Source organism: Chelatococcus composti, assembly GCF_014201415.1.
In the GTDB taxonomy this organism is placed as follows: Bacteria; Pseudomonadota; Alphaproteobacteria; order Rhizobiales; family Beijerinckiaceae; genus Chelatococcus_A; species Chelatococcus_A composti.
On record NZ_JACHEH010000015.1, the window covers coordinates 1 to 10,958 of the forward strand.

Annotated in this window: 10 protein-coding genes and 4 pseudogenes; 6 read left to right on the forward strand and 8 right to left on the reverse strand. The window is 62.4% G+C overall.

Annotated features, from left to right (window positions below):
* Nucleotides 1–96: 96 nt before the first annotated feature.
* Nucleotides 97–657, forward strand: a pseudogene (locus HNQ73_RS17525) (phytanoyl-CoA dioxygenase family protein); the annotation flags it as partial.
* Nucleotides 658–805: 148 nt separating this feature from the next.
* Here HNQ73_RS17525 and cml read toward each other — a convergent pair.
* Entirely contained in the window at nt 806–2,026 is a 1,221-nt protein-coding gene (gene cml / locus HNQ73_RS17530; protein WP_183336698.1) for a CmlA/FloR family chloramphenicol efflux MFS transporter, read from the reverse strand.
* Between the two features lie 853 nt (nt 2,027–2,879).
* On the opposite strand from cml, the gene HNQ73_RS17535 reads away from it, so the two are divergent.
* Nucleotides 2,880–3,230: a hypothetical protein gene (locus tag HNQ73_RS17535; protein ID WP_183336700.1), complete on the forward strand. Its 351-nt coding sequence runs from the start codon at nt 2,880–2,882 to the stop codon at nt 3,228–3,230.
* 846 nt (nt 3,231–4,076) lie between these two features.
* Here the strand turns inward: HNQ73_RS17535 and HNQ73_RS18255 are convergent.
* Both HNQ73_RS18255 and HNQ73_RS17540 read right to left on the reverse strand, forming a co-directional pair.
* Nucleotides 4,077–4,205, reverse strand: a pseudogene (locus HNQ73_RS18255) (IS256 family transposase); the annotation flags it as partial.
* Nucleotides 4,206–4,277: 72 nt separating this feature from the next.
* A pseudogene (locus tag HNQ73_RS17540) lies at nt 4,278–4,478 on the reverse strand (transposase); the annotation flags it as partial.
* 157 nt (nt 4,479–4,635) lie between these two features.
* Between HNQ73_RS17540 and HNQ73_RS17545 the strand changes: the two are divergent.
* From HNQ73_RS17545 to HNQ73_RS17555, 3 genes are all read left to right on the forward strand, one after another.
* Nucleotides 4,636–4,962, forward strand: a complete 327-nt coding sequence (locus HNQ73_RS17545) for a DUF2924 domain-containing protein (RefSeq protein ID WP_244650299.1) — start codon at nt 4,636–4,638, stop codon at nt 4,960–4,962.
* Nucleotides 4,962–6,287: a recombinase family protein gene (locus HNQ73_RS17550; protein WP_183336712.1), complete on the forward strand. Its 1,326-nt coding sequence runs from the start codon at nt 4,962–4,964 to the stop codon at nt 6,285–6,287. Before HNQ73_RS17545 ends, HNQ73_RS17550 begins: the two co-directional genes overlap by 1 nt.
* A gap of 122 nt (nt 6,288–6,409) precedes the next feature.
* Nucleotides 6,410–6,673 (forward strand): hypothetical protein, encoded by a 264-nt coding sequence (locus tag HNQ73_RS17555; RefSeq protein ID WP_246719516.1) that lies wholly within the window; start codon nt 6,410–6,412, stop codon nt 6,671–6,673.
* Between the two features lie 96 nt (nt 6,674–6,769).
* Here the strand turns inward: HNQ73_RS17555 and HNQ73_RS17560 are convergent, their stop codons facing one another.
* The 3 genes from HNQ73_RS17560 to HNQ73_RS17570 form a co-directional block, all read right to left on the reverse strand.
* Nucleotides 6,770–7,261: a GNAT family N-acetyltransferase gene (locus HNQ73_RS17560; RefSeq protein WP_183336704.1), complete on the reverse strand. Its 492-nt coding sequence runs from the start codon at nt 7,259–7,261 to the stop codon at nt 6,770–6,772.
* A 90-nt stretch (nt 7,262–7,351) separates the two neighbouring features.
* Entirely contained in the window at nt 7,352–7,702 is a 351-nt protein-coding gene (locus HNQ73_RS17565) for a VOC family protein (protein ID WP_183336706.1), read from the reverse strand.
* 92 nt (nt 7,703–7,794) lie between these two features.
* Nucleotides 7,795–9,519 (reverse strand): MFS transporter, encoded by a 1,725-nt coding sequence (locus HNQ73_RS17570; protein WP_244650297.1) that lies wholly within the window; start codon nt 9,517–9,519, stop codon nt 7,795–7,797.
* Here HNQ73_RS17570 and HNQ73_RS17575 point away from each other — a divergent pair.
* Nucleotides 9,460–10,290: a helix-turn-helix transcriptional regulator gene (locus HNQ73_RS17575; protein WP_183336708.1), complete on the forward strand. Its 831-nt coding sequence runs from the start codon at nt 9,460–9,462 to the stop codon at nt 10,288–10,290. The genes HNQ73_RS17570 and HNQ73_RS17575 overlap by 60 nt on opposite strands.
* Before the next feature lie 146 nt (nt 10,291–10,436).
* On the opposite strand, the pseudogene HNQ73_RS17580 reads toward HNQ73_RS17575, so the two are convergent.
* Together HNQ73_RS17580 and HNQ73_RS17840 are read right to left on the reverse strand one after the other, a co-directional pair.
* Nucleotides 10,437–10,688 (reverse strand): annotated as a pseudogene (locus HNQ73_RS17580) (DUF3363 domain-containing protein); the annotation flags it as partial.
* The coding region (locus HNQ73_RS17840; RefSeq protein WP_210305399.1) for a hypothetical protein at nt 10,673–10,958 on the reverse strand (286 nt) is incomplete at its 5' end. The pseudogene HNQ73_RS17580 and the gene HNQ73_RS17840, both read right to left, overlap by 16 nt.

A 10,958-nucleotide genomic window follows, 5' to 3' on the forward strand; every position in this document is an offset into this window, starting at 1 on the left:
CGAAACCCAGCCAAGGCGCGATTGATCAACAAAGCCCCGCCGAAACCCGATAACTGATCACGCCGCCATAACCGCGGTCCTCACCAGACGGTTACGCAGCTTCACGCGGCCTACGACCAGCTCGTCGGGGAGGGCCGCTGGCTGGCCCCCCAGGGCCTCGGAACCTTTCCGATCCGCTTTCCCTCGCCGGAACCGCCCGGTGACGATGGCTGGCATGTGGATGTGAGCTTCGGAACCGACCATCCGGATTTCATGGAATGGCGGGTCAATGTGAAGAGCAGCGGCCGCGCCTTGTTGATGCTGTTCCTGTTCTCGGATGTCGGCCCAGACGACGCGCCGACGAGAATCCGGAAAGGCTCCCATGCCCAGATCGCACGGGAACTGCTCCCCTACGGCGAGGCGGGCGCAACGCTCAGGCAGCTCTCGGCCGATGGCTATGCCTCCACCGCAAACTGTGAGGTGGAACTGGCGACGGGCCCGGCGGGCACGGTCTATCTGTGCCACCCGTTTCTGGTCCATGCCGCACAGCCTCACCGGGGGCAGCAGCCACGCTTCATGGCGCAACCGCCGCTCCTGCCGAAAGGCGAGTTCGATCCGACCCTGCCGCCTTCGCCGGTTCAGGTCGCCATCCGCCAGGCATGTGGTCTGACGTTCTGAACGCATGTGGCTTCGGGGTCACCACTCGTGGCCCCCGGAGCCTCGAGAGTGCAATGCGTGGCGCCTTCCCTTCTCCAGCTCTGCGCCCCGTGCGAGCCGGGGCGCGGTAATACGTGGAGTTGAAGCCGGCAAAGCTTTTGTTTCTCCACTACTGGCTGTCAGCCTGCGGTAAAGCCCCCTGCCTCAGCGCCCAGGAGCGAAGCCGCCACAGCCCGCTCGACACCAGCAGGGCCATCGCCGTTGCGTAACAGACCAATGGCCAGGCGGTGTCACCGTCCAACAGCGTCACCGCCAGCGTACCGACGGAGCTGACGATCAGGCTCTGGATGCAGAAATAGAGGGCGACTGCAGATCCCGCGATCTCGTCGAAACCTGCAAGCGCCCCGTTGGCCGTGACAGACACAGTAAAAACGATGCCAACAGCCATCACCCACATAGGTATGATGAAGGTGAAGAACGACGCGGATCCGTAGACTTCTCCGATCCCGAGGAGCGCTGCTCCGCAGATGAGCAGACCCATCCCGCGCGCAACGCAGCCCGCAACGCCCCACCGGCCTACAAAAGCCTGGGCGAACCTGGTGGTCGCGATCATGACCAGCGCGACTGTCGCGAAGGCCAGGCTGAACCCGAACTCCGAGTAGCCCGCTCGTCCGATAAGCACGCGCGGAGCCGTCGAGAAGAAGACGAAGAACGCCCCCATGCCCGTTCCGAAGCCCGCCGTGTAGACCCAGAACGAGACGCTCATGAGAATCGGCAGAACCGAAGGCCTTCTCTCGGCCTCGATGACCGGGCGCGTTTCATGCCACCGGAACAAAGCGTGCCCGACGACGAGAACCGCCAGTGCGGCGAGCGTCAGGAAGATTGCCTGCCACCCTAACGCCTCTGCGATGATGGCTCCCGCCACTGGTCCGATGGCCGGAACGAACGCCAGCATTGAACTGAACCATGCGTAGATGACGGCGTTCTCCGGGCGGCTGGCATAAACGTCCCGTACCGTCGCGAAGGTTGCAACCAGCGCTGCCGACGCTCCCGTCCCCTGGACGAGGCGGAAGTAGAGAAACACTTCAGCTGTCGAGGACCAGGCCGCGCCAAGGGACCCAACGGCAAACAGTGCGCCGCCTGCAAGCAGGACAGGTCGTCGCCCGATACGGTCCGAGATCGGGCCGAACACCACTTGCCCCACGCCAAGCGCCACCATGTAGAGACTGAGCGCGAGCTGAATCATGGATGGGGTTGTGTTCAGGATGCTGGGCATCGCCGGAACGACAGGAAGGAAGATGTCCATCGCCAGAGAGGCGAGGATGTCGAAGGGTGCCATTAGCAACAAGGCTACCGGCAGCGTGTAAGGCCACGCAGGTCGTGGGGTCATGACGAAACATCCGCTTGAATGGAAGCAAAGCGGCGTTCGTTCGTCGGCAATCGGAACGGATTCGCGCTACAGAACGCCGCAACAACGAAAAAGCGTTGCTGCGGCTTACCTGTCTGCGGACTTTCCGTCTCCCATGTTGTTCCCCGATCTGGAAAGGATGCGGGTTCGGACTATCGTATCTTGCTTTCGAAGTCGAGAAGGCGGAGGCAAGGATTATGAACGTCGTTGTTCAGGGGGCAGAAGATGAGTGGCCTGCTGCCGGTTCTTCGGTAGCGCCCGTCAACGTCGTGTAGTTTCGGGTGTGGTTCCGGGCCGTCATGATCAGACGGCCTTTGTGTCATCTGAAGCGTCTTTTCCTCCTTGATTGCTGGTATGTTCAGGCCGGTCCTGGCCTCGACCTGCTTTGACCTGCCACTGAGCTTTTCCTCCACCTGGAGTTAGAGTCCGGCCTCGATTGAAGGGCGGACAAATGAATTGGAGGAGGGATCCGAACCCCCAAAGCCCGCTAAGTCATTGCTGAAATTCCAAAAAAACGGGGCTTTCTCACGCATGGACCTGTGTATGCGCGTACCCAGGTCTGGGCTGCGCGTCAAGGTGTTCACATCGCTGCTTCTGGGCCTGGGCAATCCGACGTCCAGCATGAAGTCCGCCAGCAGCTCCTTCAGCCTGCGACCCTTGCCCTCGAGGCTCTTCAGTCGCCGGGCGTCCGAGACCTCCGGTTCGCAGCGCCGGAATACCCTCCCGTGATCACGCACGTCGCATCAAACACGATCACCGCACGGATGGTGCCCGACGCGCTGCATTCTTGCGCCTCCGCCGTGCATCATTGCCGTACGCGCCTTTGGGGAGAGACATGGTACGAGAAAGCGCAGAGGTCCGGCGTGAGAAGCAACGGCTGCGGCAGCGCGCGTACCGCGCACGCAAGCGCAATGAACGGATGCCCTCCTATGAGGATCTGGCGCGGGCGGCCCTCGACGTGGCTCTCACCTACAATCTCAAGCACGGACGACACCAGCAGCTGCTCGATCTGCTCGAGGCCGTCAGGAGGAGACTGAGGGAGATCGGCTTCCACGAGCGCGACACGACCGCCATCTGGTTCGAGCTTGAGGACCGCTATCAGCGCGGCTGGACGATGTTGCGGCCACGCCGTTCGATCGCCGAGATGGAAGCGGAAGGACGGCACGACGCAGGCGATACCGGGTAGCCTATAGCGAACTAGCGTCCTTCATCTTTGCGCTGGCCGGCCAAGATCGCGTGGCCACCTACCAGTGCCGGCTCGACCGCCTCCGCCACGCGGCTCATCCCCCGCACACGCGGGATTGATGATAGGTTCGTCGCCAACGCCCTATGCCCAAGCAAATCAAGCACTTACGCGCGTAAGATGGGAAACAGGAAAGCAAAATGCATCTGTCGCTTAGCGAAGCTTGGCGAAAAAAGGGGGAAGAACTAGGCGCTGTACCGCTGTCGCACCTCGTCCCTAATCCCGCCAGCCGTTCAGGTTGCTGCCCCGTGACGCGACAACGTCCAGGCTGCTCGCGCCACAGCGCCACCAGCCACGTCATCTTTTCCGCGAATGATTCGCCGTCGTCTTCCTGCTTCGCCGCCCCCGGGTGTGAGCACGGGTCGTGCTTGCGGATCGCGCCCAGCGCGGCTGAGCCCGCTCGAACATCAATGGGAACTTCTATCGCTTATAGATCAATGCGTTACCAATACGCAAAGCGTCAAGCACCATGAAAAATACCATGCCCGCTCTCGCCCTCCAGCCTCTAAACTTCACCCAACTATAGGATCGGAGCTGCACACCACTAACTTCATCGAGCCTCGTGTCATAGCGACGTAAAGGTTTTGCACATTCATGTTCTTCGTGTTCAGCACCACGGCCACCTCCGCTTCCAGTCCCTTCAGCAGCAGGGTACTGCCGACGGCTCGTTTGGGCAGCGGACGCCCCAGCAGTCGGTTCTCCTCTCTCACGCGCCTAGCTGCATCGGCGATGATGTCCCGAGAGGTGGTGTAGCTTATGCGATCGCCGTGCCTTCCGAACTGTGCCGGATCAGCTTGCCGCAGCGGGCAGGCTGATGAGCGGATCATCGCTCATTGCGGCGATTGTCTCAAGGGACAGGTATCTGGATCGCTGGACCGCCCACTCATCATTTTGCTCGAGCAGCAACGCACCGACGAGGCAGCTCTCCACTGGGCGCTTGCGGCCTCCGGCGTGTCCTGAGCAAAGGCCGTGGCAATGAAGGCGGAGACAACGCGTCGTCCAGTCTCTGTCGCGGTAGCCGTTGCGCTGGGCCAGCCGGAGCGCATTCTTCTCGCCATAGGCAGCACCCGTCTTCGCGCCGACCTCCAATTCCATCAGCTTCTCGGCGGCAAAGCCGATCATCTCGCGCAGCAAATCGGCGTCAGCACTCTTCTCAACGAGCGAGCGCAGGTTCATCATATCGTCGGTCATCGGTGGACTTTCCATCAGGTTGAGCTTGAACAACCCGACCCTACCGGAAAAACACTGGTGACCGACGCTATCCTGCTACACCACGCCCCGGGACATCATCGAGTGGGAGGCGCTATTCGCCACTCCGGCGCCGAACAACAGCCGCGGCTATCTCGAGATACGGCTGGCCTGGCGCATCCAGGAACTGAGCCTTGGCGGACTTTCGCGCGAGACCCGCAAGATGCTGGACCTGCTGGCCGACGAGATCGACGGCAAGTCGGACCGCAGGGCGATCATCACCGATCCACGCAATCCTCTTATCGGCACCCGACTGGTCCGCGAATGGGACGGCGTCGAACACACGGTCACCGTGATGAAGGACGGCTTCGATTGGCAGGGGCGCAAGTTCAAATCGCTGTCGGCAGCAGCCAAGGCAATCACCGGCACACAATGGAACGGTTATCGCTTCTTCGGGCTGCGAGAACGCAAACAGGAGCAGGTATGATGGATATCGATACTCGTCCCATCCGCCGCCTGCGCTGCGCCATCTATACCCGCAAGTCAAGCGAGGAAGGGCTCGATATGGAGTTCAACAGCCTCGACGCCCAGCGCGAGGCTTGCGAGGCCTTCGTGACGAGCCAGAAGGCGGAAGGCTGGGCCACCATTCGCGAACGCTACGATGACGGCGGCTTCTCCGGTGGCACGCTGGAGCGCCCCGGCCTGAAGCGCCTCATTCAGGACGTCGAGGCCGGTCTGATCGATGTGATCGTGGTCTACAAGATCGACCGGCTGTCGCGCTCGCTGATGGATTTCGCCAAGCTGGTCGAGATCTTCGACCGCAATCAGGTGACCTTCGTTTCGGTCACGCAGTCGTTCAACACCACGACCTCGATGGGTCGCCTGACCCTGAACATCCTTCTCAGCTTCGCACAGTTCGAGCGGGAGGTGATCGGCGAGCGCATCCGCGACAAGGTCGCGGCATCCCGCAAGCGCGGCATGTGGATGGGCGGTCACGTCCCGCTGGGCTACGACGTGCGCGACCGCAAGCTCGTGGTCAACGAAGCGGAAGCCGCGACGGTCCGGATGATCTTCGAGCGCTTCGTCGCCATCGGCTCCGCCACGACGCTGGCGAAAGCGCTCGCGGCCGAGGGCGTTCTGAACAAGCGCGGCAAGCCGATCGACAAGGGCTTCCTCTACAAACTGATCAACAACCGGGTCTACCGCGGGGAAGCCGTGCACAAGGGCACGGCCTATCCCGGCGAGCACGAGGCCATCATCGATCAGGCCCTCTGGGACAAGGTTCACAGCATCCTGCAGGAGAGCCCGCGCCTGCGGGCGAAGAACACCCGCCGCCAGACGCCGGCCCTGCTGAAAGGGATCATCTTCACCGAGACGGGCACAGCGATGACGCCGACGGCGACGAAGAAGGGCACGCGCCTCTACCGCTACTACGCGTCGATGGACCTGATCCGAAATCGCCCCACCGGCGAGACTTGCGGCCCGCTGCGCTTGCCCGCCGGCATGGTCGAGGAGGCCGTCGTCGGCGAAATCCGCCGTATGATCCGCGCGCCCGAAATCGCAGCGCGGACCATAATGGCCCTTCGCGAAGAGAGCCCGACGGTCGATGAGAAGGCGGTCGTCCAGGCGCTCGGCGAATTCGACCAGCTCTGGGCGGCGCTCTATCCGGCGGAGCAGACCCGCATCGTCCAGCTTCTGGTCGAGCGGGTGACCGTCGGCGAAGACGGCATCGCCGTCGATTTGCGCCATGAGGGGCTGGGCTCGGTCCTGCGGGACATGATGGCCCCCCGCCAGACGGAGACCCACGCATGACAGACTCGACGAACACCATTCGGGTCGTCATCCCGCTGACCATCCGGAAACGCAATGGGCGGTCGAAGATACTTCCGCCCGACGAGGTGATTTTGCGGGATGGGCGGACGCAGGATCCGCATGTGCTGCGCGCCCTCGCCCGCGCCTGGAACTGGCGGCGGCAACTGGAATCCGGCGCCGCTTCCACGATCCAGGACATCGCCGCGGCCGAGAAGGTCTCCGACCGGTTCGTGAGCCGCATGATGCGGCTCGCCTATCTGTCGCCCGAGGTGCTCGAACACCTCGTCATCAGGCGCGCGCCACCGGCGCTTTCGCTGAACGACCTCGTTGCCGTTGCCGACCAGCCTTGGGCCGAACAAATGGAGATAGTATTCGAAGCCCGCTGAATAGACGCCATCACATCTTGCCAGCTACGGAGCAATGCGGGCGTTTGCCCCCATACTGGCCATGGAACGCCTGCCGCCCGCCCTCTTGCTGGACCTTCAATCAAGGCTCTTAAAATATCTGGCGACAGGCCATTGCACATATCCCGATGCCTCGTACTTCCTGCGCGCCGGCTGATGCCCCGAATCTGCGATGGTCTCGACCATGACCATTTTCATTCCCGAAGCGCGAATGAGGTTTTCGGCATGAACCATGAGGCGGCGCCCGATACCCTGCCGCTGCAACGGCGGTGATACTGCAAGGATATATATCTCCCCCATCATGTCCTCGGGATGGAGCCTGATGCCGACGAACCCTGCCGGCTTGTCCGCAGCCAGAGCCAGCCAGATGTTGTCCGGCTCGCTTTGGAGCAGCGATCGAACCTCTTGCTCCTGCCTGGCTTTCCAGCCCGAGGGGTAGAAGCAGTCATAGACAAAGCGGGGAACTTCAGATGCCGTTTTCTCAAACACCGGCGTCCATGCCGCGATGGTGATGGCGAGGACATCGTCACGATAGGTCTCATCGTAGGGTATGATCCGGACCTCACTCATGCAGAACCACTTTCATATCCTTTGTTGAAGACCTTAGGCCCTGTCGGTTCGGCAACGCGGGGCGCCCACCCCGGCAAGGGGGTATCATGGCTATAGGAGCGGCTGCTTCAATCCGATGATATTGCCCTCGGGGTCGGCTGCATACTGGACATGGCCTTCTCCGGGAATTTCGTTGCGCTCGCCGGCCACGGCCCCGCCGGCCGCCACGATCGCGTCCAAGCTGGCGTCGAGATCGGCGACTTCAAACCAAAGGATCACCGTCTGATCCTTGTTGGTTCGTGGCATGACCGCACCCGACACGCCACCGTCATCGGCTTTCAGGAGGTGGTAGTCGGGAACGAACGGGGACGGGTCGTCCGAGTAGCCGAACTGCCGGGCATAGAAGCTGGCAAGCGCGGCGCTGTCGCGACCGGTGATCTCGAAGTGAACTAGCTTTGACATAGTGGCACCTCTCGTTAGCGATAACCCAGCGTTAGCGCATCCCGACAGCGGGATATTCTCGGAAGTCTTAGGCAATCGCCGCCGCATCGCGCTCAATCCTCCGGCTGCCCGAGCCTTCCGACATGGCGTAATGCCACTGCCGCGAGGATCGCAAGAACGGCCACGCTGACGGCACTAAGAGCGGATGCGCCGTTCAAGCCCGTCGTGAATGCGGCCCGCGCTTCCTCGATCAGTCCCGCCGGCAATTCCGCCTGCGCAGCCAGCGCCGCCCACAAGCTGTCGCTGACGGCCTCGCGGGTCGGCTGGCTCAGGCTTTCCGGGGTGCTGAGAGCAATCATGTGGCGATAGACGGCGGCGCTGACGCTGCCGAGCACGGCGATGCCGAGCGAGATGCCGAGGTCCTGCACGGTTTCGGTCATGGCCGAGGCCGAACCCGCCTTCTCTGGCGGTGCCGAGCCGACAACGAGGTCGGTGCCGAGTGCGGCGATTGTGCCGTTACCGAGATAGGCGAGCGCGAGTCCCGAGACCGCCAGCGCCACCCCGGATGGCGCATCGTTCCCGATGATCGCCAGAAGGACATAGCCGATAGCGGACAGAACGAGCGAGGCGGCGACGACATAACCGGGCCTGATATGGCGGGCGATCAGCGGCGCGGTGACGCCGCCAATGATCATCGCCAGCGCCGCAAGCCCCATCAAGAGGCCTGCACCGAAGGGCGAGTAACCAACCACGAGCTGGAGATACTGCGCCACGAGCAACATGCCCCCGCCCACGGCGACAAGCCCCACGAGCAGGACGGTCAGAGCCACCGAAAAGGCCCTGTTAAAGAACAGCGTCAAATCGAGCAGCGGATCGGCCAACCGCCGCTGCCGCCTGACGAAGAGAACGGCGAAGGCTATTCCGAGGACGATGGCGATGAGTGCATCCGCCACGATGCCGTATTTTGCGATCTGCTTGATGCCGTAGATGACCGGCAGCATCGCCGCGAGCGACAGCGCGACGCTCAAAAGGTCCAGCCGCTCACTGTTCGGGGCTCGATATTCGGGGAGAAGAAAGGGCGCAAGGATCAGCAGGAGCAAGACGACCGGCACCGCGATAAGGAATGCCGCCCCCCACCAGAACAGCTCCACCAGGACGCCGCCGACGACAGGCCCCAGCGCATAGCCGACGCCGAACATGGTGGCCCAAATGCCGAAGCCGAGGGCACGTTGCTGAGGGTCCTTGAAGATGTTGCTGATGAGGGCGAGCGTCGAAGGCATCAGCGTCGCTGCCGATACGCCGAGCATGGCGCGGGCCGCGATCAGCATGACGGCGCTGGCCGAGAAAGCGGCGAACACCGAAGCGATGGCGAAGGCGGTCGCGCCGATCATCAGCAGCTTGCGCCGGCCGATGCGGTCGCCCAGCGTGCCCATGGTGATGAGGAAGCCGGCGATCATGAAGCCATAGGCGTCCATGATCCATAGCGCCTGCGTGCTGGTGGGCTGCAAGTCCGCCGCCAGTGCCGGAAGTGTCAGGTGCAGAAGGGTCAGGTCGAGCCCGAGCAGGATGGTCGGCAGCGAGAGCAGCGCCAGCCCCAGCCATTCACGAAGGCCGGCCCTCGCCGGAGGCGACGATGCGTCGTTCGTCAGTATCCGGGCTTGGGGTGTGTCAGTCTCGTGCGGGGAACTCATCATCGCCTCCTTGTCGGAGGTGAATAATCGAGGCAGAATGATAACTGTTACAATGTTAGAAATTATCCTGTTACCAAGAGTAACCCCTTGGCCGCCCGAACCCTCGCACGCACGCGAACCGATCTTTCCGATTTCCTGATCCGGCACAGGGCGAAGCTCACGCCGGCCGATGTTGGCTTGCCGACGACCGGCGGCCGACGCACGCCGGGCTTGCGCCGCGAGGAAGTGGCCCAACTCGCTGGGGTCGGCCTCACTTGGTATACGTGGTTCGAGCAGGGCCGCGACGTTCAGGTCTCGGAGAGCTTTCTGCTCAAGGTGGCGAAGGCGCTCCGGTTGGACGACGCGGAATGCAGCCGCCTTTTTCTGCTGGCGCACCGCCGTCCGCCTCCGCCGGAAGCCTATCAGTGGCCATCCGTGAGCCCCCTGATCCAACAGATGCTGGACGATCTCGCGGCTCGTCCCGCCTATGTGCTCAACCTGCGCTGGGATGTCATCGCGTGGAATGCAGCGGCCGACGATCTGTTCGCCTTCTCCGGTCGCGAGCAGGCGGATCGCAATGTCATGCGGATGGTCTTCGCCGATCCTGATATGCGCTATCGCCTGCCGGCATGGCAGGACGATGCGCTCAGACTTCTCGCGCAGTTCCGCGCGGACCTTGCCACGGCACCTGACGATCCCGCGATGCTCGCGCTGATTGACGAATTGAAGAAGCTGTCGCCCGTTTTTCGACGCGGGTTCGAGGAACCTGACATGGACAGCTACGCCAGAGGCATCGGAGCGGTCCTGAGCCCGGACGGTTCCCGCCGGGATTTTGCCCACGAGACGCTGATCGTGGACGAGCATCGCCATCTGCGCATGATCGTCTATTTCGAATCGCCGCTGGATGGGCCGGTCAAAACTTCTGCACAAGACGGATGAGGACGGCGCGAGTATGCTGTGCGCATTTGGTCTTGTCGATTTAGACGAGGCAAAGTGGGACACTCTGTTTACGGAGTTGCTTTCGAAGATCGGAAACGCAATTCCGAACAAAAATCTCAACGCGCCGCCGAGAAATTCTCTGAAGTTTATCGACCCAATCCCCTTTGCTTTCCCAACTGCCACGATACCGAACCGCCCTGCACGACGCCCATAACCTCGCGCTCGCGCAGGGTGGCGAGAAGATTGCGCCGGTAGAAGATACGGCCGTCCCTGCTGCGGGTAGCGTTGGCCTGTTCGATATGGTGCTCGCGCCGTTGGTCCATGGCTTCGCGCACCTGCTGGCCGAAGCCGGTCGGCGCAAGGTCGGCGGTTTTGCCATGGATCAATCGCCGGTCCAGCCTGGAACGTCTGAATCAAGGATGCGAGGGGAATGCGCGACCCGAGTGAGGTCGGCACTCCCCTTTGACGGTCGATCATTGGCGCTGAACGTTGCTGCCGTCGCATCCGCTAAACCTGCTCGGCACTTATTCGTCGGGCGTGCAAACGCGCAGACGATGCCCATCTGGATCAAGAGGATGATGTCCCGAGAGGTGGTGTAGCTTATGCGATCGCCGTGCCTTCCGAACTGTGCCGGATCAGCTTGCCGCAGCGGGCAGGCTGATGAGCGG